The 23,079-nt window shown below is 70.8% G+C and carries 18 protein-coding genes and 1 pseudogene; 10 read left to right on the top strand and 9 right to left on the bottom strand.

Annotation, left to right across the window (positions count from 1 at the left end; genetic code table 11):
• Window positions 1-38 precede the first annotated feature (38 nt).
• The gene (locus tag OG361_RS30410; RefSeq protein ID WP_405858566.1) at window positions 39-971 is read left to right on the top strand and encodes an FG-GAP repeat domain-containing protein; all 933 of its coding nucleotides are present in this window, start codon (window positions 39-41) and stop codon (window positions 969-971) included.
• A gap of 86 nt (window positions 972-1,057) precedes the next feature.
• Here the strand turns inward: OG361_RS30410 and acnA are convergent, their stop codons facing one another.
• On the bottom strand, window positions 1,058-3,775 hold the full coding sequence (acnA, locus tag OG361_RS30405; RefSeq protein ID WP_384571504.1) for an aconitate hydratase AcnA: 2,718 nt from the start codon (window positions 3,773-3,775) through the stop codon (window positions 1,058-1,060).
• Between the two features lie 272 nt (window positions 3,776-4,047).
• On the opposite strand from acnA, the gene OG361_RS30400 reads away from it, so the two are divergent.
• Both OG361_RS30400 and OG361_RS30395 read left to right on the top strand, forming a co-directional pair.
• Window positions 4,048-4,404 (top strand): VOC family protein, encoded by a 357-nt coding sequence (locus OG361_RS30400; RefSeq protein ID WP_405858564.1) that lies wholly within the window; start codon window positions 4,048-4,050, stop codon window positions 4,402-4,404.
• A 51-nt stretch (window positions 4,405-4,455) separates the two neighbouring features.
• Entirely contained in the window at window positions 4,456-5,985 is a 1,530-nt protein-coding gene (locus tag OG361_RS30395; RefSeq protein ID WP_329620694.1) for a UDP-N-acetylglucosamine 1-carboxyvinyltransferase, read from the top strand.
• 747 nt (window positions 5,986-6,732) lie between these two features.
• Here OG361_RS30395 and OG361_RS30390 read toward each other — a convergent pair.
• Window positions 6,733-6,917, bottom strand: a pseudogene (locus OG361_RS30390) (transposase); the annotation flags it as partial.
• Window positions 6,918-6,973: 56 nt separating this feature from the next.
• On the opposite strand from OG361_RS30390, the gene OG361_RS30385 reads away from it, so the two are divergent.
• From OG361_RS30385 to OG361_RS30375, 3 genes are all read left to right on the top strand, one after another.
• On the top strand, window positions 6,974-7,612 hold the full coding sequence (locus tag OG361_RS30385) for a DUF1877 family protein (protein WP_405858561.1): 639 nt from the start codon (window positions 6,974-6,976) through the stop codon (window positions 7,610-7,612).
• A gap of 982 nt (window positions 7,613-8,594) precedes the next feature.
• Entirely contained in the window at window positions 8,595-9,287 is a 693-nt protein-coding gene (locus OG361_RS30380) for a hypothetical protein (RefSeq protein ID WP_405858559.1), read from the top strand.
• A 308-nt stretch (window positions 9,288-9,595) separates the two neighbouring features.
• A complete protein-coding gene (locus tag OG361_RS30375) occupies window positions 9,596-10,174 on the top strand; it encodes a hypothetical protein (protein WP_405858558.1) in 579 nt (192 codons plus the stop codon).
• A 213-nt stretch (window positions 10,175-10,387) separates the two neighbouring features.
• Here OG361_RS30375 and OG361_RS30370 read toward each other — a convergent pair whose 3' ends face one another.
• The 3 genes from OG361_RS30370 to OG361_RS30360 form a co-directional block, all read right to left on the bottom strand.
• Window positions 10,388-11,938 carry an MFS transporter gene (locus OG361_RS30370; RefSeq protein WP_405858556.1) on the bottom strand — a complete coding sequence of 517 codons (1,551 nt, stop codon included), beginning with the start codon at window positions 11,936-11,938 and terminating at the stop codon, window positions 10,388-10,390.
• A 116-nt stretch (window positions 11,939-12,054) separates the two neighbouring features.
• Window positions 12,055-12,468 carry a RidA family protein gene (locus tag OG361_RS30365; protein WP_405858554.1) on the bottom strand — a complete coding sequence of 138 codons (414 nt, stop codon included), beginning with the start codon at window positions 12,466-12,468 and terminating at the stop codon, window positions 12,055-12,057.
• Window positions 12,465-13,628, bottom strand: a complete 1,164-nt coding sequence (locus OG361_RS30360) for an acyl-CoA dehydrogenase family protein (protein WP_405858552.1) — start codon at window positions 13,626-13,628, stop codon at window positions 12,465-12,467. Before OG361_RS30360 ends, OG361_RS30365 begins: the two co-directional genes overlap by 4 nt.
• 114 nt (window positions 13,629-13,742) lie before the next feature.
• Between OG361_RS30360 and OG361_RS30355 the strand changes: the two genes are divergently transcribed.
• The 3 genes from OG361_RS30355 to OG361_RS30345 are packed head-to-tail and all read left to right on the top strand — an operon-like array spanning window position 13,743 to window position 16,666.
• The gene (locus OG361_RS30355; protein ID WP_405858550.1) at window positions 13,743-15,365 is read left to right on the top strand and encodes an AMP-binding protein; all 1,623 of its coding nucleotides are present in this window, start codon (window positions 13,743-13,745) and stop codon (window positions 15,363-15,365) included.
• A gap of 54 nt (window positions 15,366-15,419) precedes the next feature.
• Complete coding sequence (locus OG361_RS30350) at window positions 15,420-16,256, top strand: PaaX family transcriptional regulator C-terminal domain-containing protein (protein WP_384571480.1); 837 nt, start codon at window positions 15,420-15,422, stop codon at window positions 16,254-16,256.
• On the top strand, window positions 16,253-16,666 hold the full coding sequence (locus tag OG361_RS30345) for a hypothetical protein (protein ID WP_405858548.1): 414 nt from the start codon (window positions 16,253-16,255) through the stop codon (window positions 16,664-16,666). Before OG361_RS30350 ends, OG361_RS30345 begins: the two co-directional genes overlap by 4 nt.
• A gap of 6 nt (window positions 16,667-16,672) precedes the next feature.
• Here OG361_RS30345 and OG361_RS30340 read toward each other — a convergent pair whose 3' ends face one another.
• Together OG361_RS30340 and OG361_RS30335 are read right to left on the bottom strand one after the other, a co-directional pair.
• Window positions 16,673-19,003 carry a bifunctional salicylyl-CoA 5-hydroxylase/oxidoreductase gene (locus tag OG361_RS30340; protein ID WP_405858546.1) on the bottom strand — a complete coding sequence of 777 codons (2,331 nt, stop codon included), beginning with the start codon at window positions 19,001-19,003 and terminating at the stop codon, window positions 16,673-16,675.
• A 2-nt stretch (window positions 19,004-19,005) separates the two neighbouring features.
• Window positions 19,006-19,833, bottom strand: coding sequence for an enoyl-CoA hydratase family protein (locus tag OG361_RS30335; RefSeq protein ID WP_405858544.1), 828 nt, complete (start codon window positions 19,831-19,833; stop codon window positions 19,006-19,008).
• A 246-nt stretch (window positions 19,834-20,079) separates the two neighbouring features.
• On the opposite strand from OG361_RS30335, the gene OG361_RS30330 reads away from it, so the two are divergent.
• On the top strand, window positions 20,080-20,577 hold the full coding sequence (locus OG361_RS30330) for an ATP-binding protein (protein WP_405862527.1): 498 nt from the start codon (window positions 20,080-20,082) through the stop codon (window positions 20,575-20,577).
• A gap of 120 nt (window positions 20,578-20,697) precedes the next feature.
• On the opposite strand, the gene argF is transcribed toward OG361_RS30330, so the two are convergent.
• Both argF and OG361_RS30320 read right to left on the bottom strand, forming a co-directional pair.
• Window positions 20,698-21,705: an ornithine carbamoyltransferase gene (gene argF / locus OG361_RS30325; protein WP_405858542.1), complete on the bottom strand. Its 1,008-nt coding sequence runs from the start codon at window positions 21,703-21,705 to the stop codon at window positions 20,698-20,700.
• A 103-nt stretch (window positions 21,706-21,808) separates the two neighbouring features.
• Window positions 21,809-23,041, bottom strand: coding sequence for an arginine deiminase (locus OG361_RS30320; RefSeq protein WP_405858541.1), 1,233 nt, complete (start codon window positions 23,039-23,041; stop codon window positions 21,809-21,811).
• Between the last annotated feature and the right edge of the window lie 38 nt (window positions 23,042-23,079).

Here is a 23,079-nt window from a genome sequence, read left to right as displayed (position 1 = left end):
GCGGACCTGCCTCATTCCATACGGATCTGGAGTATTACGTGGCCAACTCTTCTGGCCTGAACCGCACGGGCGTTCTGTCCCGTGTCACGGTCGCGGCGATAACGGCCGCCCTCGTGAGCACCACGACGGCCGCGGTCGCGGCGGAGGCGCCGGTCGCCCCGCGCGCCGCCGACGTCGCACCCGCCGCCGCCCCGGCGGCCTCGGCAGCCGCCGCCACCGCGGCCGCCGCCACGGTCGAGCACCGTGCCCTGCAGGGCGTCTCCGGCTCGGCCCTCTACTGGTACAAGCCGACCGGCACCGGTACCTACGAGGCGCGCAACTACGCCAACAGCACCTGGGGCAGCGTGAAGGCCGCGCAGCAGGCCGACAACGACCGCGACGGCTACGCCGACGACGCCTGGATCCTGTACAACGACGGCTACCTCGGTTACGCCGCCGGCGAGTCCGCCTCCAACGAGTTCACCACCATCGGTGGCGGCTGGAACATCTACAACAAGCTGGTCTCGCCGGGCACCCTCGGCGGCGGCGCCGCTGCGGACCTCATCGCCCGTGACTCGGCCGGCGTCCTGTGGCTGTACCTCGGCTACGACAACGGCAAGCTCACCACCCGCAAGCGGATCGGCGGGGGCTGGGGCGCCTACAACCAGATCGCCGGCGTCGGCGACCTGAGCGGTGACGGCAAGGCCGACATCGTCGCGCGCGACGGTTCGGGTGTCCTGTGGCTGTACAAGGGCACCGGCAGCTACACCGCGCCCTTCTCCGCCCGCACCAAGATCGGCGGCGGCTGGGGCGTCTACAACAGCCTCGTCGGTGTCGGCGACCTCGACTGGGACAACCGCAGCGACCTGCTCGCGCGCGACTCGAGCGGCAAGCTCTACCGCTACTCGGGCACGGGCAGCGCGGCCGCGCCGTTCAAGCCGCGTGCGCTCATCGGCACCAGCGGTTGGAACACGTACCGCCTCATGTTCTGATCGTTCCGATCAGTTCCAGGGCAACGAAAGGGCCCCGCTCCTCTTCCGAGGAGCGGGGCCTTTCCGTACTACCCGATCAGATCGCGTCAGCCGCGGATCAGGTTGCGGAGCACGTACTGCATGATGCCGCCGTTGCGGTAGTAGTCCGCCTCACCGGGGGTGTCGATGCGGACGACCGCGTCGAACTCGACACCGGTGTCGGTGGTGACCTTCACCGTGCGCGGCGTGACGCCGTTGTTGAGCTCCTCGACGCCGGTGAAGGAGAAGGTCTCCTCGCCGGTCAGACCGAGGGACTCGGCGTTGGCGCCCTCCGGGAACTGGAGCGGCAGGACGCCCATGCCGATGAGGTTCGAGCGGTGGATGCGCTCGTACGACTCGGCGATGACGGCCTTGACGCCGAGGAGCGCGGTGCCCTTGGCGGCCCAGTCGCGGGACGAGCCGGAGCCGTACTCCTTGCCCGCCAGGATCGCGAGCGGGGTGCCCTGCTCGATGTAGTTGCGCGAGGCGTCGTAGATGAACGACACCGGCGCGTCCGCCTGGGTGAAATCGCGGGTGAAGCCGCCCTCGGTGCCCGGCGCGATCTGGTTGCGCAGGCGGATGTTGGCGAAGGTGCCGCGGATCATGACCTCGTGGTTGCCTCGGCGCGAGCCGTAGGAGTTGAAGTCACGACGGTCCACACCGTGCTCGGTGAGGTACTTGCCGGCCGGGGTGTCGGCCTTGATGGCGCCGGCCGGGGAGATGTGGTCGGTGGTGACCGAGTCGCCCAGCTTGGCCAGGACGCGCGCGCCGACGATGTCGGTGACCGGGGTGGTCTCCATCGTCATGCCCTCGAAGTACGGGGGCTTCCGGACGTAGGTGGACTCGGTGTCCCACTCGAAGGTGTTGCCGGTCGGGATCGGCAGCGCCTGCCACTGGGCGTCGCCCGCGAAGACGTCCTGGTAGGACTTGTTGAACATGTCCTCGCCGATGGCGTTGGCGACGACGTCGTTGACCTCGGCCTCCGTCGGCCAGATGTCGGCCAGGTAGACGGGCTTGCCGTCCTGGTCGATGCCGAGGGCGTCCTTGGTGATGTCCACCTTCATGGAGCCGGCGAGGGCGTACGCGACGACCAGCGGCGGCGAGGCCAGGTAGTTCATCTTGACGTCGGGGTTGATACGACCCTCGAAGTTACGGTTGCCCGAGAGCACCGAGGTCACGGCCAGGTCGTGCTCGTTGACGGCCTTGGAGACCTCCTCCGGCAGCGGGCCGGAGTTGCCGATGCAGGTGGTGCAGCCGTAGCCGACAAGGTTGAAGCCGACCTTGTCGAGGTACGGGGTGAGGCCCGCCTTGTCGAAGTAGTCGGTGACGACCTTCGAGCCCGGGGCGAGGGTGGTCTTGACCCACGGCTTGCGGGTCAGGCCCTTCTCGACGGCCTTCTTCGCGACGAGCGCGGCGGCGACCATCACGTACGGGTTCGACGTGTTGGTGCAGGAGGTGATCGCGGCGACGGTGACGGCGCCGTGGTCGATCTCGTAGGTCGAGCCGTCGGGGGCCGTGACGGTGACCGGCTTCGACGGGGCGCCGTTGGGGTGGTTCGCCGGGGCGTCGGAGGCCGGGAAGGACTCCTTGCCCGCCTCGTCCACCTCGTCGACGTAGTTGCGGACGTCCTGGGCGAACTGCTGGGCGGCGTTCGCGAGGACGATGCGGTCCTGCGGGCGCTTCGGGCCAGCGATCGACGGGACGACCGTGGAGAGGTCGAGCTCCAGCTTCTCGGAGAAGTCGGGCTCGGCGGCCGGGTCGAGCCAGAGGCCCTGCTCCTTGGCGTACGCCTCGACGAGCGCGACCTGCTGCTCGGAGCGGCCGGTGAGCTTGAGGTACTTCAGCGTCTCGCCGTCGATCGGGAAGATCGCGGCGGTGGAGCCGAACTCCGGCGACATGTTGCCGATGGTGGCGCGGTTCGCGAGGGAGGTCGCGGCGACGCCCTCACCGTAGAACTCGACGAACTTGCCGACGACGCCGTGCTTGCGCAGCATCTCGGTGATCGTGAGGACCAGGTCGGTGGCGGTGGTGCCGGCCGGGAGCTCGCCGGTCAGCTTGAAGCCGACGACGCGCGGGATGAGCATGGAGACCGGCTGGCCGAGCATCGCGGCCTCGGCCTCGATGCCGCCGACGCCCCAGCCGAGCACACCGAGGCCGTTGACCATGGTGGTGTGGGAGTCGGTGCCGACGAGGGTGTCGGGGTACGCCTGGCCGTTGCGGACCATGACCGTACGGGCCAGGTGCTCGATGTTCACCTGGTGGACGATGCCGGTGCCCGGCGGGACGACCTTGAAGTCGTCGAAGGCGGTCTGGCCCCAGCGCAGGAACTGGTAGCGCTCCTTGTTGCGGCCGTACTCCAGCTCGACGTTCTGGCCGAAGGCGTCCGCGGTGCCGAACTTGTCGGCGATGACGGAGTGGTCGATGACCAGCTCGGCCGGGGAGAGCGGGTTGACCTTCGCCGGGTCGCCGCCGAGCTCCTTGACGGCCTCACGCATGGTGGCGAGGTCGACGACACAGGGCACGCCGGTGAAGTCCTGCATGATCACGCGGGCGGGCGTGAACTGGATCTCCTGGCTCGGCTGAGCCTGCGAGTCCCAGCCGCCGAGGGCCCGGATGTGGTCGGCGGTGATGTTCGCGCCGTCCTCGGTGCGGAGCAGGTTCTCCAGGAGGACCTTCAGGCTGTAAGGGAGGCGCGCGGAGCCCTCGACCTTGTCCAGCTTGAAGATCTCGTACGACTCGTCGCCCACGCGCAGCGTGCTGCGGGCGTCGAAGCTGTTCGCCGACACGACAGTCTCCTTCATCAATGTGCGCGTACTACCGTCATGCTGCCGCCACGACCCCTCGCCGATCCGCTAAGGTAAGGCTAAGTTAGGGAGCCCTTACCGGGCAGGCGGCCACGGTGCGCCGTAAGCAGTTATCTCGATGTCGAGATAACTCTAGTGCATCCCCGCCGCGCGGTCATGCCCGGGCGGCCGGAGACCGGCCGGAAATCCGGGCGGGGAACCCGTACGGCCGCGCACCGATTGCCGGGGCCGCCCGGCGGGCCGACGATCGGTCCATGTTCAGCGGCGCGCATGTCATCCTCTACACCCGTGACGCGGAGGCCGACCGGGCCTTCCTCAAGGACGTCCTCGGCTTCGGCCACGTGGACGCCGGGCGGGGCTGGCTCATCTTCAAACTGCCACCCGCCGAGGTGGCCGTCCACCCCACCGAGGGCGAGCCGCACCACGAGGTCTACCTCATGTGCGACGACATCACCGCCACCCTGACGACCCTGGAGGACCGGGGCGCGGAGATCTCACGCCCCATCACCGAGCAGCTCTGGGGCCTGCTCGCCGCCGTCCGGCTGCCGAGCGGCACCGAACTGCCCCTGTACGAACCGCGTCACCCGACCGCGCACAGCCTGTCACCCTGACGGCCCACCCCAATGACGATCTCCATCTCATATCTGAGATAACGTGACGCCATGGCAGACGACTACCTCGTACGCATCGGCAAGCTCATCCGTGACGCCCGGCAGCACCGCGGCTGGACACAGACGCAGCTCGCCGAGGCACTGGCCACAAGCCAGAGCGCCGTCAACCGGATCGAGCGCGGCAACCAGAACATCAGCCTTGAGATGATCGCCCGGATCGGCGAGGCCCTCGACAGCGAGATCGTGTCCCTGGGTTACGCGGGACCCATGCACCTCCGCGTCGTCGGACGCCGCCGGCTCTCCGGGGCCATCGACGTCAAGACGAGCAAGAACGCCTGTGTCGCGCTGCTCTGCGCCTCGCTCCTCAACAAGGGCCGCACGGTCCTGCGCAGGGTCGCCCGCATCGAGGAGGTCTTCCGGCTCCTGGAGGTCCTCAACTCCATCGGGGTTCGCACCCGCTGGATCAACGACGGGGTGGACCTGGAGATCGTGCCGCCGGCCGAGCTGGACATGGAGTCCATCGACGCCGAGGCCGCCATCCGCACCCGCTCGATCATCATGTTCCTCGGTCCGCTGCTGCACCGCATGGACCGCTTCAAGCTGCCGTACGCCGGCGGCTGCGACCTCGGTACGCGCACGATCGAGCCGCACATGATCGCGCTGCGCCGCTTCGGCCTGGACATCACGGCCACCGAGGGGATCTACCACGCCCAGGTCGAGCGCTCGGTCTCCCCCGACCGCCCCATCGTCCTGACCGAGCGCGGCGACACGGTGACCGAGAACGCGCTCCTCGCCGCCGCCCGCCACGACGGCGTGACCGTCATCCGCAACGCCTCCTCCAACTACATGGTCCAGGACCTGTGCTTCTTCCTGGAGGCGCTCGGCGTCCGGGTCGACGGCATCGGCACCACCACCCTGACCGTGCACGGCGTGCCCCAGATCGACGTGGACGTCGACTACTCCCCCTCCGAGGACCCGGTCGAGGCGATGAGCCTGCTGGCCGCCGCGGTCGTCACCGAGTCGGAGCTGACGATTCGCCGGGTCCCGATCGAGTTCATGGAGATCGAGCTCGCGGTCCTGGAGGAGATGGGCCTGGACCACGACCGCTCGGCGGAGTACGCGGCGGACAACGGCCGCACGCGCCTGGTCGACCTGACGGTCCGCCCCTCCAAACTGGAGGCGCCGATCGACAAGATCCACCCGATGCCCTTCCCGGGCCTGAACATCGACAACGTCCCCTTCTTCGCGGCCATCGCGGCCACGGCGCAGGGCAAGACCCTCATCCACGACTGGGTCTACGACAACCGCGCCATCTACCTCACCGACCTCAACCGCCTCGGCGGCCGCCTCCAACTCCTCGACCCCCACCGCGTCCTGGTGGAGGGCCCCACCCGCTGGCGCGCCGCCGAGATGATGTGCCCGCCGGCCCTGCGCCCCGCGGTGGTCGTCCTCCTGGCAATGATGGCGGCCGAGGGCACGTCGGTCCTCCGGAACGTGTACGTCATCAACCGCGGCTACGAGGAACTGGCGGAGCGCCTCAACTCGGTCGGCGCGCAGATCGAGATCTTCCGGGACATCTGAAAAATCGTCAGGAAATTGCCGACGCAACCATCCTGACCTGCAACCATGCACAATGGCGGGAGGCATGGCGTGCCTCGTGGGACTTCTCTGGGACTTTGCGCCCGAGTCGGCACACTACGGGGCCGCCACCCTGATGGAGAGCCGTCCGGTCCAACGTTACGCCGAGACCGCACGACGACGACTCCCGCGGGCAGGTGACTGGATCCCCGTACCGCTCCAGCGCCCCGTACGACCGCGAGGGACCTGCCGATGCCCGGCATGGTCCTGCCGCACCCTCCGGAACAGCACCGCCCCTTCGACGCGGCGACAACGAACGGTCGCGGGATACCTCCCGGTTCGTCAGGCCGGTTCGACGCCGGGTTCTCCGCATCTCATGTGTCCAGGATCAGAGGTCAAGGGCTGACGGGGCCGTCCGACATGGGGAGTTACGTACGAGGGGATGACTCATCAGGGGACGCGGTTCGCGGGTGCGGGGGGGCTCACGGCTCCGGGCGGCTGCGCCAGAGGTCGTGAGGCGTGTACGCAATAGGGCTCCTCCGGCTGGAAGGCGCAGTTCTCCACGAGCGCCGGACGCGTCGGCTCCAACGATGTCGTGGACGGCGCGACGCGCAAGCAGAGCACGTACACCACGCCTTCGGGCACGTACACGACCACCGAGGGCTTCGGTGTCGAGTCCGGTGGGACCGCCATGCCGTACACCAAGGTCGACGACCGCCACTGGTGGGTGCAGGACCCCGAGTCGAAGTTCTACAACCAGATGCACACGGCGGAAGGCGCGGACTTCCCGCTCACCGAGTCCGGCGAGCGGTCGGTCATGGCTATGTGGATCACGGCTTCGGATCGGGTGGCAGGGTTTCGTAGTCGCGGGCGAGGCGGCGGTGGAGCATGAGCCAGCCGTAGGTTCGCTCGACCGCCCACCGCTTCGGGATCCGGGTGAAGCCCCTGGCTTGCGGGCGGTGATCTCCATGTCGATACCGAGGGTGGCGGCATGCTCAACGAGGTGCTGACGGTAACCGCCGTCGACCCACACCTTGCGGATGCCCGGGTGGTCGGTGGCGACCTGGTCGAGCAGCGCGGTGCCGGCAACGGAGTCCTCCGCGCCCCTTATATGCCACAGAAGGACGGGAGTGAGAATTCCATGAGCCTTATCATCAGGCTTTTCCGATTGCAGCCCAAGGAATTGGAGGCCATGAATGCCGAGAGTGTTCTAGCAGAAGTCCCCCTGAAGTCCGACGAGGAACGGTTCACCGCGGCACAGGACGCCGGACTTCTTCTCGACCTCTCCAAAGAGTGGGAAGTGGTGCATGCGGCATTCACGGGAGGGTCGCCGGAAACCCATGAGGCCGGATATCAGCCCGTCCTCGGAGGCGCGTTCCTGGGGCGTACCGAGACGGAGGTCCTGGTCGCCCTGCGGCCCGACGACGTGCGAAGAGTGTCGGACCACCTCGCCACTGTCGATCCGGGGCGTCGAGTGAACGACAGCCTCGACGCGATGGCATCGGCGTTCGGAGACGAGATCGGAGAGAAGTTCGCGCGCTATCTGGCGACCGTCCTCCGTGACGTCGCATCCTTCTACGCGGAAGCCGCGTCGAATGGCGACGCCGTGGTGAAGATCGCGTATTCCTGAGCGTGACATCCTCCGGCCGGAGCAGTGGCCTCTCAAGTAGCCCTGCCAGACCGGAGGTCGGCTGACACCCTCGGTTCCCTACAGCAGACGGGAGATGGCCAAGGGGCCGCGGAGGGCCGGTCGAAGCAGCCGATGCCCACGGACCTGCATGCGCGGGCGCCGCAGCTCCTCGCGCTCCGCCGGGTTCAACGGGCACTCGCCGCCCGCGTGAGAGGTGCCCCCCATCAGTGAGCCCTCTCAGCGTCGCCTCTCCAGGGTGAGGACGGCCTTGGGATGACGGTCATGCGGTTGGGGCTGATGCGGGATCTGCGGAAGATCTGTCAGGACTTCAGCCGTGCCATGCCGCGCTCGGCGGGAGCTCCGGCACGGCCCTCGCCGCCACCGCGATGAACACCTACCCGGGCTGTGGGCGGAGACGGTCCGCTCCCTGCTCGTCCACAAGGCCCAGTGGACCGCTGCCATGGTCGAACCCTGCCCGTTCAAGAGGCCCGTGCCCCCAAGCTCGCCAAGGGCGACGTGACGTGGCAGGTGATCCGCCGCTACGGCTGGGGAGTTCCCACCGCCGACCGCATCCGCAGCAGCGCTTCCAGCGCCGTCACAATGATCATCCGGAACACCCTGGTGCCGCCGATCACTTTTCCACGGTCGGCGGCACCGCCGCTTACACCCTTTGTATTCTTTGCCCCCGTTATCTCTGCGGGGTGATCGCAGGGCGCGCGCCGGCTGCGGCCGGCGCCGCAGACGCCCACGCACATCGGACGAGTGGAGAAGACATGCAGATACACCGCCCCGGACGTGGGCGATGAGGAGCCGGCTCCTCTGGCCTGCGGCAGGTCTGGCCATCCTGACCGCGGCAACCGGCTGTGGAACGAAGGCCCCGAGCCCGGCGGCCGGCTCCGTGAAAGTCTCCGTGTCGGCCACGGGCGCGTCGAAGGCTCCAGGGAACGACGCCGCGGATCTGCTGACACGAGCCAGGACGGCCATGGACGCCCAAACCGGGTGGACCTTCGCAGTAATGGGCAAGGAGTCGCTGAAACAGACCGGCGCTCCGGCGGAGCAGGGTAGCGCCGCCTCGTATTCCGCCACCGTGGAACGAACCGATAGCCCGGAGGCCCTGCACCAGAGCGGCACGGTTCTCAGCAAGGGCAAGCGTGAGGCCGAGGAGGTGTTCGCCGCGGACGGTACCGGGTACGTGCGGGAAGGCGCACCTGGCACTCCCTGGACCAGGGGACCCTTGAGCAACCCGGAGATCGCTGCCAAGGTGGAGGACCCGCTGGCCGCACTTGCCTCCTTTGCCACGTACATCGAGGGGGATGAGCGGATCGTGGTCACAAGGACCGGCGGTGAGATCAGGCTCCAGCTGCGGATCCCCGCCGCGCACCTGGCCGACCGGACGGAACGACCGGCTGTAGCGAAGGCCGCCCGGGAATTCCAGCCCACGCTGGCCAAGCTACGGAAGGCTGGGGTCACGGCGAGTGAGGAACAAATCGTACTGGGATCGTTCGAGGAGACCCTTACCCTGGACGCGCGCACTTACCGGATGACTACCCATCGTTCCTCCTTCGGGTTCGCCATCCCGCACGAGGGCCGTCAGCTCCGGTACAAGCAGGAGCTCCAGGCGGACACGCGAGGGATCTTCACCGGCCGGATCAAGGTTCCTGCCACTGCCCGGTAGCCCGGCCGATTGGGATGCGGCGGTGATCACGGCGCGAACCCGTGATGGTCCGGCATCCAGATCCGCTGGGTTCTTGGGAGGGTGCGGAGAACCCGCACCCTCCCAAGTACCACGGAGAACCGGGAAGAACCGCACCGGTTCGTGAAGGGCAGCCGTGCCACCGGCATGACCTCCTGCCTCACCAAGGAGTACGTGGACTCGCTACTCGCGGCCGCAACCTCGGCACGTTCGACGACCCGGCCACCGGCCGACAGATACCGACGGGATCGATGGGATGACGGCGACCGGAAGGAGAAGGAGGCACCGCGATGACTGATGTGGAGACGCTGCGGCAGCTCATGCCGCCGAAGGCGGCACCCGACACGTCCGTCGACTGGGCCCGCATGGGCGAGTCGTGGGGCACGGGGTTCCCGCCCGACTACCGCGCTTTCATGGAGGTGTGGGGACCCGGGGCGATCGACAACTTCTTCCAGGTCCAGGTCCCCGAGCCGAAGGCGGAGGAGCTGACGTCGCCCTACGGCGGCATGCTCGTGGAGACCCTCACCGCCGAGGACGCCTGGGCGAGCTTCGGGAAGGAGCCCGAGCTCGAGGGGGCGCAGCCACGGCTCATCGCCTGGGGTTCCGACGCGGCGGCGGACATCATCTGCTGGGACGCCTCCGGCGACGACCCGGCCGCATGGCCGTTGCTCGTGTACCGCCGGGGCAAGGGCGTCTGGCAGCGCCACGACTGTGGAATGGTCGAGTTCCTCGTCCGCGTCCTGCGGGCGGAGTTCCCGGCAAACCCCCTCAGCGACCTCTCGCTCTGGGGCAGGTATCCCGCACTCTTCCTGAGCGAGAGCGAGGAGGAGCGCCTGCTGGAGCAGGGGCTCGACCCGTGGGCGGAGTGACCGCCCCCACCGGACCGGCCGGATGACCACCGGACCGGACCACACCGCCGGGCACCGGCAGGTGCCCGGCGGTCTCCCTTGCGGGCCACGACGGAAAGCGACGTCGGTCTTCGTCCCGATCGGCGGCAAACATCTAGGCAACCGAGCAGAAGCCCCCGCCTTGTATTGGCGGGGGCTTCTCAAGCCCAGCGCGATATGCCGGGCACCGGAAGCTCAGGCGCCCGGGACCATGCCTCCCTTGAGGCGTTCGATGTCCGAGGGGCGGACCTGGATGGCGACCAGGGCTATGACGAGGGCGAGGACCGCGAAGACCGCCGCCACGATGAAGCCGGCCGAGACTCCGGCGGTGAGGACCTCGTCGCTCCAGGGCGGGGGCAGTTGGCCGGTTTCGGCGAAGCGGGCCTTCTCCAGCGGGGTCGCCTGGGCGAGGAAGGCCGGGACCTGGTCGTCCGCCTCGTTGCGGCTGACCGTGCCGAAGACCGTGACCAGGATCGACAGGCCGAGCGAACCGCCCACCTGCTGGGTCGCGTTGAGCAGGCCGGAGGCGGCCCCGGTGTCCTTGGGGGCGACGTTGGAGAGGGCCATCAGGGTCAGCGAGACGAACATGAACCCCATGCCGAAGCTGAAGACCAGCATCGGACCGAGGATCGAACCCAGGTAGGTCGAGTCGATGTTGGTCAGGGTGAGCCAGGAGAGACCGGCCGCCAGGCAGAGCGCGCCCACCACCATGAAGGGTTTCGGGCCGAACTTGGGCAGGAGTTGGGAGGTGATCCCGGCGGCGACCGCGATGACGGCGCTCACCGGGAGGAAGGCGAGGCCGGCTTCGAGCGGGCTGAAGTCCAGGACCTGCTGCACGAAGAGCGTGAGGAAGAAGAACATGCCGAAGATCGCGGCCGCGAGGCAGAGCATGATGCCGTAGGTGCCCGCGCGGTTGCGGTCGGCGAACATGTGCAGCGGGGTGATCGGCTGGCGGGAGCGCCGCTCCACCAGGACGAAGGAGACGAGCAGGACGATCGCGGCGGCGAAGGAGGCGATCGTGTACGGGTCGCGCCAGCCTTCCTGGGCGGCGCGGATGAAGCCGTAGACCAGCGCCACCATGCCGAGCGTCGAGGTGAGCGCGCCGGTCACGTCGAAGTGGCCGGGCTGGCGCGCGGACTCCTTGACGTGCCGGGGTGTCAGGAACGCGATCAGCAGGGCGATCGGAACGTTCACGAAGAAGATCCAGCGCCAGTCGAGCCATTCCACAAGGATGCCGCCGGCGAGCAGGCCGATGGCGCCGCCGCCCGCCGACACACCCGCGAACACGCCGAAGGCGCGGTTGCGTTCGGGGCCCTCTTCGAAGGTCGTGGAGATCAGGGAGAGGGAGGTCGGCGAGGCGATCGCGCCTCCGACGCCCTGGAGGGCGCGGGCCGCGAGGAGTTGCCAGTCGCTCTGGGCGAAGCCCGCGAGCAGGGAGGCGAACCCGAAGAGCAGGACGCCGAAGATGAAGACCCTGCGGCGTCCGAGGATGTCACCCGCGCGGCCGCCGAGGAGCAGCAGTCCGCCGAAGGTGAGGGTGTAGGCGTTGACGACCCAGGACAGGCTGGTCGTCGAGAAATCGAGCGACTGCTGGATGTCCGGCAGGGCGATGTTCACGATGGTGATGTCGAGGACCACCATCAGCTGACAGGAGGCGATCACGAACAGGGCGATGCCCTTGCCGTCCCCGTCGTGCTTGCGCGGGGTCGTCGCGGTCGGAGTCGTCGGCTTCGGATCACTGGTCATGGCTACCTCATGGCGCATCGCGCCCTCACTGGGGAGCCGTGGGCCGGTCAGTCCACCTTTCGACACTAAGCCCGGTCCGTTCGGGTGACCAGTTGATCAATCGCGGTCCCGGCGGGTCAGGCGTGGGCGGGCTCGTCGAGGACCGCGAAGCCGTCCAGTTCCACCCGCGCCTGTTCGTCCCAGAGGCGTACGACTCCGATCACGGCCATCGCCGGGTAGTCGCGGCCCGCCAACCGGCGCCAGATCCGTCCCAGTTCGTGGGCGTGGGCGCGGTACTCGTCGACGTCGGTGGTGTAGACGGTGACGCGGGCGAGGTCGGCGGGGGTGCCGCCGGCGTGCCGCAGGGCGGTGAGGAGATTGCCGAGGGCGGTGGTGAACTGCTCGGGGAGGGTGTCCCCGACGACTGCTCCGGCGGTGTCGAGCGCGGTCTGGCCCGCGAGGAAGACCAGGCGGGTGCCGGTGGCGGTGACGGCGTGGGTGAAGCCGGTGGGCGGGGCCAGTTCGGCCGGGTTGTGGCGGTGGAGGCTCATGCGGAACCCACCTCCTGTCGTGTCGTCCGGGCGGGTCCGGCGGCCTGCGCCGCGTACAACTCCTTCGCGATGATCGTTCGTTGGACCTCCGTGGCACCCTCGTAGATGCGGGGTGCGCGCACCTCGCGGTAGAGGTGCTCCAGGAGGTGGCCCCGCTGGAGCGCGACCGCTCCGTGCACCTGGACGGCCGCGTCGACCACGTACTGCGCGGTCTCGGTGGCGAGGAGTTTCGCCATGGCGGAGCGCCTCGGCACGTCCGGGTCGCCGCTGTCGTACGCGGTGGCCGCCGCGTAGACGAGGAGGCGGGCGGCCTCCGTGCGGGTGGCCATCTCGGCGATCCGGTGGGAGACGGCCTGGAGGTCGGCGAGGACGCCGCCGAAGGCGGGCCGGGCCGCGGTGTGGGCGACGGCGGCGTCGAGGGCGGCCTGGGCCATGCCGACGGCGAAGGCCCCGACGCTGGGCCGGAAGAGGTTGAGGGTGTGCATGGCGACCCGGAAGCCCCGGTCCGGTTCGCCGAGCAGGTCCTCGGGGCCGACGGGGACGCCGTCGAAGGTGAGGGTGCCGAGGGCGTGCGGGGAGAGCATGTCGAGGGGCTCGCCGCCGAGTCCGGGCCGGTCGGCGGGGACGAGGAAGGCAGTGACGCCCCGGGAGCCGGCGCCGCGGGTGGTGCGGGCGAAGACGGTGGCGAAGTCGGCCTCGGGGGCGTTGGAGATCCACCGCTTCTCGCCGTGCAGGTGCCAGCCGCCGTGCCCGTCGGGGACGGCGTCGAGGGCGAGGGCGGCGGCGTCGGAGCCCGCGCCGGGCTCGGAGAGCGCGAAGGCGGCGACCGCCCGTCCGGCGGCGGCCTCGGGGAGCCAGCGGGCTCGCTGCTCGGGGGTGCCGAAGGCGGCGACGGGGTGGGTGCCGAGGCCCTGGAGGGCGAGGGCGGTCTCGGCCTCGGTGCAGGCCTGGGCGAGGGATTCGCGCAGGAGGCAGAGGTCGAGCGCGCCGGCGTCGAAGAGGCGGGCGAGGAGGCCGAGCTCGCCGAGGGCGGCGACGAGGGGGCGGTTGACGCGGCCGGGCGCGCCCTTCTCGGCGAGCGGTACGAGACGCTCGGCGGCGAGGTCCCGGAGCTCCGCACACCAGGTGATCTGTTCCGGATCGAGCGAGAATGCGGGCATGTGGGCCCTCTCCGACGCCCTCCGGCGCCCTTGTCGCGAACCGTTGACTGTCGTCACCAACACGATACGCTCGTGTGGCGTTGAGCGACCCCACCACGACAGGGGGACGGACTCATGGAGCTGACACCCTCGGCCCACCTCGACACCTTCGCCCGCGACGGGCTGCCCCCACCGGAGCGGTGGCCGCGCCTCCTCTTCGACCTGCCGGAGCTCGCCTACCCCGACCGGCTCAATTGCGGGGCCGAACTCCTCGACCGTACGGTGGAACGATTCGGCACGGACCGGCCCGCCTTCCACGACGGCGAGGGCGGGGTGTGGAGCTACGGAGAGCTGCGGGACCGCGTCGACCGCATCGCCCATGTCCTCACCTCCGACCTGCGGGTCCTGCCCGGCAACCGGGTGCTCCTGCGCGGCCCCACCACCCCCTGGCTCGCCGCCTGCTGGCTCGCCGTGATGAAGGCCGGCGGCGTCGCCGTCACCGTCCTGGCCCAGCAGCGCGCACCCGAACTGGCCGTGATGGCGGACGCGGCCCGCTGTACCCACGCGCTCTGCGACGCCCACTCCCTCGACGAGCTCCTCGCCGCCCGGATCCCCGGGCTCCGCGTCACCCCCTTCGGCGGGGACGGCCCGGACGACCTGCTGGCCCTCGCCGCCCGCCGCCCCGGCCGGTACGAGGCGGTGGCGACCGCCGCCGACGACGTCGCGCTCATCGCCTTCACCTCCGGCACCACCGGCCGGCCCAAGGGCTGCGTCCACTTCCACCGGGACGTCCTCGCCGTCGCCGACACCTTCTCCGCGCACGTCCTGCGCCCGCTGCCCGACGACGTCTTCGCCGGTTCGCCGCCGCTCGCCTTCACGTTCGGCCTCGGCGGGCTCGTCGTCTTCCCCCTGCGGGCCGGGGCGAGCGCGGTCCTGCTCGAACAGGCCGGGCCGAAACAGCTGCTCGCGGCGATCGAACGGCACCGGGTCTCGGTCCTCTTCACCGCGCCGACCGCCTACCGGGTCATGCTCGACGAGCTGACCGAGGGCGTCGCCCCCGACGTGAGCTCGCTGCGGCGCTGTGTCTCGGCGGGCGAGAACCTGCCGGAGGCGACCTGGTCGGCCTGGTACGGCCGGACGGGCCTGCGCCTGATCAACGGCATCGGCGCGACCGAGCTGCTGCACATCTTCATCTCCGCCGCCGACGGCGACATCCGCCCCGGCACGACCGGCCGCCCGGTGCCCGGCTGGCAGGCCAGGATCGTGGACCACGAGGGACGGGAGGTCCCGGACGGCGAGGAGGGGCTGCTCGCCGTCCGCGGCCCGGTGGGCTGCCGCTACCTGGCCGATCCCCGCCAGGCCGAGTACGTACGGGAGGGCTGGAACGTCACCGGCGACACGTACGTCCGGCAGCCCGACGGCTGGTTCCGCTACGTCTCACGGGCCGACGACATGATCATCTCGGCCGGGTACAACATCGCCGGCCCCCAGGTCGAGGAGGTGCTCCTCGACCACCCCGACGTGGTCGAGACGGCGGTCGTGGGCCGCCCGGACGAGCTGCGCGGACAGGTCGTCGTGGCGTACACGGTGGTACGGGAGGGGGTGCCGCGCGACTCCGCCATGGCCGCCGCCCTGCGGGCCTTCGTCCGCGCCCGCCTCGCCCCGTACAAGTCGCCCCGCGAGATCGTCTTCCTGGACGCCCTGCCGCGCACCCCGACCGGAAAACTCCAGCGCTTCCGGCTGCGCGACCCGGTCTGATCCGGCGCCGGGCCCGTCCGGACCACCCCCCGGACCACCCCCTAAAGTGATCACGTGGCCGAGCAGCACACTCCCCGTTCCCTGATCGTCTCCCTCTACGGCGCGTACGGCCGTACGCCCGACGATTCCCCGATGCCGGTGGCCGCGCTCATCCGGCTGCTCGGGGTACTCGGCGTGGACCCGCCCTCGGTGCGCTCCTCGGTGTCGCGGCTGAAGCGGCGCGGGCTGCTGCTGCCGCGCCGGACGGCGGACGGGGCCGCGGGGTACGCCCTCTCGGACGACGCCCGGAGGCTCCTCGACGACGGCGACCGCCGGATCTACGCCCGGACGGAGCCGAAGCTCTCCGAGGGCTGGGTCCTGGCCGTCTTCTCGGTCCCCGAGGCCGAGCGGCACAAGCGGCACCTGCTGCGCTCCCGGCTCGGCCGGCTGGGCTTCGGCACGGCGGCGCCGGGTGTCTGGATCGCGCCCGCCCGGCTGTACGAGGAGACGCGGAACACCCTGGAGCGCCTGGAGCTCTCGCCGTACGTGGACCTCTTCCGGGGCGAGCACCTGGGCTACACGGCGACGGCAGGGGCGGTGGCCCGCTGGTGGGACCTGCCGGCCATCGCGGGACTGCACGAGGAGTTCCTGGCGGCCCACGAGCCGGTCCTGCGGGCCTGGCGTACGGCGCCGGGCGGCGCGGAGGACGCCTACCGGGCGTACCTGCTCGTCCTGGACTCCTGGCGGCGCCTGCCGTACGCGGACCCGGTGCTGCCGGCGGAGCTGCTGCCCGACGACTGGCCGGGCCGGCGCTCGGCGGAGGTCTTCGCCGCCCTGCACGGGCTGCTGCGGGACCGGGGCGCGGAGTTCGTGCAACCGTTCGTGACCGGGGACCGTCCTCAGGAGGCATGAGCGCATACGCGGTGTCACGGGGGCAGTGGCCGGCGTGGGTCATGGCGATGCCGGTGGGCATCGCCGTCGTCTACCAGGCGAGCGTGGTCGTCGCGCGGGCCCGGGCCTACTGCGACGCGGCCTGGGAGCCTCAGCACCGCTTCGCCCACAGCTTCGAGATGATCGTGCTGACGGGGGCGACGGCCCTCGCGGCCGTGGTCGTCGCGGTCCTCGCCCGTACGGCGACGGTGCACGCCCCGCGCCCGGTGCGGGCGCTCGCCCAGCTGGTGGCGGTGCTCGCGGTGGCCGGGTGGTTCGCCTGGTGGTACGTCGGCGGCCAGGCGACCCCGGACGGCTATCCGGGCGACTCCGGCCTGTGCCCGGGCTCCAACGTCCCGCCGTGGTGGCCGTCCTGGCTGCCGACGGAGTAGGACCTGTCAGTACGTGTCCCTGCGGCCGGTCGGGGGTGGGCGGCTGCCCGCCAGGTAGGGGTCCGGCCAGGGCGCGGCCGGGCCCTGGTAGCCCTGCTCGGCCGCCGCGTGGAGCGTCCAGTGCGGGTCGTAGAGGTGCGGGCGGGCGAGGGCGCAGAGGTCGGCGCGGCCCGCGAGGAGCAGGGAGTTCACGTCGTCCCAGGAGGAGATCGCGCCGACGGCGACGACGGGGACGCCGACCGCGTTGCGGAGCCTGTCGGCGTACGGGGTCTGGTAGGAGCGGCCGTACTCGGGGCGCTCGTCGGGGACGACCTGGCCGGTGGAGACGTCGATCGCGTCGGCGCCGTGCGCGGCGAAGGCGCGGCCGATCGCGAGGGCGTCCTCGGGGCTCGTACCGCCCTCGGCCCAGTCGGTCGCCGAGACGCGGACGGTCATGGGCCGTTCCTCGGGCCACACCTCCCGCACCGCGTCGAAGACTTCGAGCGGGAAGCGCAGCCGGCCGTCGAGGGTGCCCCCGTAGGAGTCGGTGCGGTGGTTGGTGAGCGGGGAGAGGAAGCCGGAGAGCAGGTAGCCGTGGGCGGCGTGCAGTTCGAGCAGGTCGAATCCGCTGCGGGCGGCGCGCCGGGCGGCGGCCGTGAACTCCTCGCGTACGGAGGCGAGTCCGGCACGGTCGAGGGCGTGCGGGGTCTGGTTGACGCCGGGCCGGTACGGGAGGGGGGAGGCGGCGACGAGCGGCCAGTTGCCCTCCGGCAGCGGCTGGTCGATGCCCTCCCACATGCGGCGGGTGGAGCCCTTGCGGCCGGAGTGGCCGAGCTGGACGCCGAGCGCCGTGCCGGGTGACCGGTCGTGGACGAAGGCGGTGATCCGGGCCCAGGCGTCGGCCTGTTCGTCGGTCCACAGTCCGGAGCAGCCGGGGGTGATGCGGCCCTCGGCGCTCACGCACACCATCTCGGTCATGACGAGCCCGGCGCCGCCCAGCGCCCTGGCGCCCAGGTGGACGAGGTGGAAGTCGCCGGGGACGCCGTCCTCGGCGACGTACAGGTCCATGGGCGAGACCACGATCCGGTTGCGCAGGGTGAGGCCGCGCAGCCGGAAGGGGGTGAACATGGGCGGGGTGCCGGGCGGGCAGCCGAAGTCGCGTTCGACGGTGGCGGTGAAGGCCGGGTCGCGCAGCCGCAGGTTGGCGTGGGTGACGCGGCGGCTGCGGGTGAGCAGGTCGAAGGCGAAGCGGCGGGGCGGCCGGTCGACGTGGTCGGCGAGCTCCTCGAACCAGCGGAGGCTGGCGGCGGCCGCGCGCTGGGTGGACTCGACGACCGGGCGCCGCTCGGCCTCGTAGGCGGTCAGCGCCTCGGCGAGGGTGGGGTGTTCGCCGATCCGCCGGGCGAGGGCGAGGGCGTCCTCGACGGCGAGTTTGGTGCCGGATCCGATGGAGAAGTGCGCGGTGTGGGCGGCGTCCCCGATGAGGACGGTGTTGCCGTACGACCAGCGCTCGTTGACGACGGTGCGGAAGGCGGTCCAGGCGGAGCGGTGGGAGCGCAGCTCCCGGCCGCCGAGCGCCTCGGCGAAGAACTTGGCGCAGCGGGCGGTGGACTCGGCCTCGTCGAGCTCGTCGAACCCGGCGGCCCGCCAGACCTCCTCACGCATCTCGACGATGACGGTGGAGGATCCGGGCGGGTTCGGCGGCCCGGACGGCGTGGGTGCGGGGTCGTCGTGGTCGGGCGACGGGCGGGAGAAGGGGTAGGCGTGGAGCTGCATCACGCCGTGCTCGGTCTCGGCGGTCTCGAAGCGGAAGGCCTCGAAGGGGAAGTCCGCGGCGAGCCAGATGTAACGGCAGCGGTGGGTGGTGATCGTGGGGCGGAAGTGCTCGGCATGCGCCTCACGCGTGCGGCTGTGCACCCCGTCGGCGGCGACGACCAGGTCATGGGTCGCGGCGAGCTCGGCGGCGGGCGGGGCCTCGGTGCGGAAGCGGAGCCGTACGCCGAGCTCGGTGCAGCGGGCGTGCAGGAGCTCCAGGAGACGGCGGCGGCCGAGGGCGGCGAAGCCGTGGCCGGTGGAGGTGGTGCGGTGGCCGCGGTGGACGACGTCGATGTCGTCCCAGCGGACGAGCTCGCGGCCGAGGGCCTCGTACACGGCGGGGTCGGCGTCCCGGATGCCGCCGAGGGTCTCGTCGGAGAGGACGACGCCGAAGCCGAAGGTGTCGGAGGGTGCGTTCCGCTCCCAGACGGTGACCTCGCGGGCGGGGTCGAGCCGCTTGAGGAGGGCGGCGGCGTAGAGGCCTCCGGGGCCGCCGCCGATGACGGCGATCCGCTCGGGCCGGGTGGGCCGGGGGGCGGCCATGGCTAGCGGCCCCGCCACTTCGGGGCGCGCTTCGCCGTGAAGGCGGCGTGGAACTCCGCGTAGTCCTCGCCGTGCATCAGCAGGGCCTGGGTGGCCGCGTCCATCTCGATCGAGGCGGCGAGCGGCATGTCGAGCTCGGCCGTGAGCAGGGCCTTCGTCTGGGCGAGGGCGAGGGCGGGCCCGTCCGCGAGGCGGCGGGCGAGGACGGCGGCGCGGGCGTCGGCGGCGCCCTCCTCGGTCAGCTCGCTCAGCAGGCCGATGCGCTCGGCCTCGGCGGCCCCGACGGGTTCGCCGAGCATGAGGAGCCGGGTCGCGTGGCCGAGCCCGACGACCCGGGGCAGCAGGTAGGCCGCGCCCATGTCGCCGCCGGAGAGGCCGACCCGGGTGAAGAGGAAGGCGAAGCGGGTGGTGGGGTCGGCGATCCGGAAGTCGGCGGCGAGGGCGAGGACGGCCCCGGCGCCGGCGGCGACGCCGTGGAGGGCGGCGACGACCGGGAAGGGGCACTCGCGGAGGGCCCGGACGACCTGGCCCGTCATGCGGTTGAAGTCGAGGACACGTGCGGTGTCGAGGGAGAGGGTGGCGCCGATGATCTCGTCGACGTCGCCGCCGGAGCAGAAGCCGCGCCCCTCGCCGCCGAGGACGAGCGCGCGGACGGACCGCTCGCGGGAGAGCTCGGCGAGAAGGTCGCGCAGATCGGCGTAGGCGCCGAAGGTGAGGGCGTTGAGCTTGGCGGGGCGGGCGAGGGTGACGGTGGCGACGCCCTCGTCGATGTCCAGGCGCAGGTGCCGCCAGCGTTCGGTGCGGGTCGCGGATCCGGTAAAGGGGCTCATCCGGAACGGCCTCCTTCCTCCGTTCGGAGGGTATCACCATGTTGTGACCGTCGTCACGACTACGCGATAAAGGGGGTGTGAGCTCGGAGCTCGGAAGGTCCCGGGAAAGTCGTGACGGAAGTCCCTACCCACAAGGGAGGGGTGCTCTGGGACGCGGAATTCACACCTCGTAAGGTTGAAACCAGGACGTCTCGGGACACCTCCGTCCCACTCGCCCACCCGCCCCATCGGTGAAGGGAGCCTGCCATCCCGCCCGAAGTCGCCGGACCCACCGGCACCGGACCCGAAGCCGCCGGACCCGTCACCTCCTGGCGTGTCCAGCTGCCCCACACGACCGCCGCCGTACCGATCGCCCGCGCCCTGATCCGTACCGCGCTCAACGACATCGACCCCGCGGTCGCCGCCCGCCCCGACAGTGACACCGCGGAGCTGCTCACCGCCGAGCTCGTCGCCAACGCCGTCGAGCACACCGCCGGCCTCGGCCCCATCGAGCTGGTCGTCGAGCTGCTCTCGGCACCCGCCGGCTGCCAGGTCGAGGTCCACGACTCCGAGCCGGCCCGCCCCGGCGAGCTCGTCTGCCCCGACCCCGGCACCGAGGTCGACCCCTGGCAGGAACACGGCCGCGGCCTCCTCCTGATCCGGGCGCTCAGCAGCGACTGCGGCCACCGCCCCACCGCGCACGGCAAGGCGGTCTGGTTCACGCTCCCCTCGATACCGGCTCAGCGCCGCCACCGGGAGATGTGACGAGCCGCGAGCGGCGGCGCCCGGCCCGTACATATCAGGTGGTGCACCGCGAGGGGGTCGGGCACGTGTGAGGGGGGTCGGGCACACGTGCCCGACCCCCCTCACGCATGCCCGACCCGCTTAGGCGGGGCCCGCCATCGTGGCGACCAGGACCGCCTTGATCGTGTGCATCCGGTTCTCGGCCTCGTCGAAGACGACGGAGTGCGCCGACTCGAAGACCTCGTCGGAGACCTCCAGCTCGGTCAGGCCGTGCCGGGCGTGGATGTCGCGGCCGACCGCCGTGCCCAGGTCGTGGAAGGCGGGCAGGCAGTGCAGGAACTTGACGTCCGGGTTCCCCGTGGCCCGCAGCACGTCCATGGTCACGGAGTACGGGGAGAGCGCGGCGATCCGCTCGTCCCAGACCTCCTTGGGCTCGCCCATGGAGACCCAGACGTCGGTGATCACGAAGTCGGCGCCCCGGACACCCTCCGCCACGTCCTCGGTGAAGGTGATCGTGGCGCCGCTGGTCTCGGCGAGCTTGCGGGCCTCGGCCACGACGCCCTCGGCCGGCCAGTACGCCTTCGGGGCCACGATCCGCACGTCCATGCCGAGCAGCGCGCCGGTGACCAGATAGGAGTTGCCCATGTTGAAGCGCGCGTCGCCGAGGTAGGCGAAGGCGATCCCGTCCAGCGGCTTGTCGGTGTGCTCGGTCATGGTGAGCACGTCGGCGAGCATCTGGGTGGGGTGCCAGTCGTCGGTCAGCCCGTTGAAGACGGGGACCCCCGCGAAGGCGGCGAGCTCCTCGACGGCGGCCTGACTGTCGCCCCGGTACTCGATGCCGTCGAACATCCGACCGAGCACGCGGGCGGTGTCCTTGACCGACTCCTTGTGCCCCATCTGGGAGCCCGAGGGGTCCAGGTACGTGGTGGAGGCACCCTGGTCGGCGGCGGCGACCTCGAAGGCGCAGCGGGTGCGCGTGGAGGTCTTCTCGAAGATGAGGGCGATGTTCCTGCCACGCAGCCGCTGGACCTCGTCGCCCGACTTCTTGGCGGCCTTGAGCTCGGCGGAGAGCGTGATCAGGCCGCGGAACTCCTCGGCGGTGAAGTCCAGCTCCTTGAGGAAGTGGCGGCCGATGAGGTCTGTGGCCATGGGACGCGCTCCTGGGGGTACGGGTCGAGGGGACGGCGGTATCAACCCTGGAAGTCTATACGCACTTCAGCATTTATATACAGCCCCTCTTGTGGACGAGCGCTCAGATCGCGTCCCGCTCCACCGGGCAGCTCATACAGCGCGGACCGCCCCTCCCCCGGCCCAGCTCGCTCCCCGGGATCTCGATCACCTCGATGCCCTGCTTGCGCAGGTGGGTGTTGGTGGTGACGTTCCGCTCGTACGCCACGACCACCCCCGGCTCCACGGCGAGCACGTTGCACCCGTCGTCCCACTGCTCGCGCTCCGCCGCGTGCACGTCCTGGGTCGCCGTCAGGACCCTGATGTCCTGGAGCCCCAGGGCCGCGGCGATGGCGCTGTGCATCTGCTCCGGCGGATGGTCGGTCACCCGCAGGGACTGCCCGGCGTCGCCCGGCTCGATCGTGTACGAGCGGAGCATGCCGAGCCCCGCGTACTGGGTGAACGTGTCCTGGTCGACCATCGTCATCACCGTGTCCAGGTGCATGAACGCGCGCCGCTTCGGCATGTCGAGCGCGACGATCGTGCGCGCCGAACCAGCCGCGAACAGGCCGCGCGCCAGCATCTCCACCGCCTGCGGGGTGGTGCGCTCGCTCATCCCGATGAGCACCGCGCCGTTGCCGATGACGAGGACGTCCCCGCCCTCGATCGTCGACGGGTAGTCCCGCTGCCCCTCCGACCAGTGGTGGAACGGACCCGCCTCCGGGCCGGCGAAGAGCGGGTGGTGCCCGTAGATCGCCTCGAAGTGCACCGTCTCGCGCTGCCGGGCCGGCCAGCGCATCGCGTTGATGGAGACGCCGTCGTAGATCCAGGCCGAGGTGTCCCGGGTGAAGATGTGGTTCGGCAGCGGCCCGAGGACGAAGTCGTCCAGGTCGAGGGCGTGGAAGCGGACCGAGGTCGGCTCCCGGTGCCCCGCCAGGAACTCCCGCTTCGTCATGCCGCCGACGAGCGCCTCGCCGAGCGCGGCGGCGTCCAGCGAGTCGAACGCGGCCCGCAGGTGGTCGGCGGCCAGCGGCCCGTACTCCTTCTCGTCGAAGACCCGGTCCAGGACCAGCGCGCGGGCGGCCGGCACCTCCAGGGACTCGCGCAGCAGGTCCCCGAAGAGATGCACCTCGACCCCGCGGTCACGCAGCACGTCCGCGAAACCGTCGTGCTCCTGACGGGCCCTGCGCACCCAGAGCACGTCGTCGAAGAGGAGGGCGTCCTTGTTGGACGGCGTGAGCCTCTTCAGCTCCAGATCGGGGCGGTGGAGGATGACGCGGCGCAGCCGCCCGGTCTCGGAATCGACATGGAATCCCATGCGCCCATCCTGACGGAGCCGGGCGGCCGCGGCCCGTC

This window comes from Streptomyces sp. NBC_00090 (genome assembly GCF_045160815.1).
GTDB lineage: Bacteria > Actinomycetota > Actinomycetes > Streptomycetales > Streptomycetaceae > Streptomyces.
This window is presented reverse-complemented; position numbering and strand designations above follow the sequence as displayed.

Excerpts from the sequence above, each read along its gene's own strand:
- OG361_RS30380 (WP_405858559.1), top strand. The coding sequence starts at position 8,595 with ATGGACGCCCAAACCGGGTGGACCTTCGCAGTAATGGGCAAGGAGTCG.
- OG361_RS30400 (WP_405858564.1), top strand. The coding sequence starts at position 4,048 with ATGTTCAGCGGCGCGCATGTCATCCTCTACACCCGTGACGCGGAGGCC.
- OG361_RS30370 (WP_405858556.1), bottom strand. The coding sequence starts at position 11,938 with ATGACCAGTGATCCGAAGCCGACGACTCCGACCGCGACGACCCCGCGC.
- OG361_RS30345 (WP_405858548.1), top strand. The coding sequence starts at position 16,253 with ATGAGCGCATACGCGGTGTCACGGGGGCAGTGGCCGGCGTGGGTCATG.
- OG361_RS30365 (WP_405858554.1), bottom strand. The coding sequence starts at position 12,468 with ATGAGCCTCCACCGCCACAACCCGGCCGAACTGGCCCCGCCCACCGGC.
- OG361_RS30375 (WP_405858558.1), top strand. The coding sequence starts at position 9,596 with ATGACTGATGTGGAGACGCTGCGGCAGCTCATGCCGCCGAAGGCGGCA.
- OG361_RS30320 (WP_405858541.1), bottom strand. The coding sequence starts at position 23,041 with ATGGGATTCCATGTCGATTCCGAGACCGGGCGGCTGCGCCGCGTCATC.
- OG361_RS30335 (WP_405858544.1), bottom strand. The coding sequence starts at position 19,833 with ATGAGCCCCTTTACCGGATCCGCGACCCGCACCGAACGCTGGCGGCAC.
- OG361_RS30355 (WP_405858550.1), top strand. The coding sequence starts at position 13,743 with ATGGAGCTGACACCCTCGGCCCACCTCGACACCTTCGCCCGCGACGGG.
- OG361_RS30340 (WP_405858546.1), bottom strand. The coding sequence starts at position 19,003 with ATGGCCGCCCCCCGGCCCACCCGGCCCGAGCGGATCGCCGTCATCGGC.
- OG361_RS30395 (WP_329620694.1), top strand. The coding sequence starts at position 4,456 with ATGGCAGACGACTACCTCGTACGCATCGGCAAGCTCATCCGTGACGCC.
- OG361_RS30360 (WP_405858552.1), bottom strand. The coding sequence starts at position 13,628 with ATGCCCGCATTCTCGCTCGATCCGGAACAGATCACCTGGTGTGCGGAG.
- argF (WP_405858542.1), bottom strand. The coding sequence starts at position 21,705 with ATGGCCACAGACCTCATCGGCCGCCACTTCCTCAAGGAGCTGGACTTC.
- OG361_RS30385 (WP_405858561.1), top strand. The coding sequence starts at position 6,974 with ATGCTCAACGAGGTGCTGACGGTAACCGCCGTCGACCCACACCTTGCG.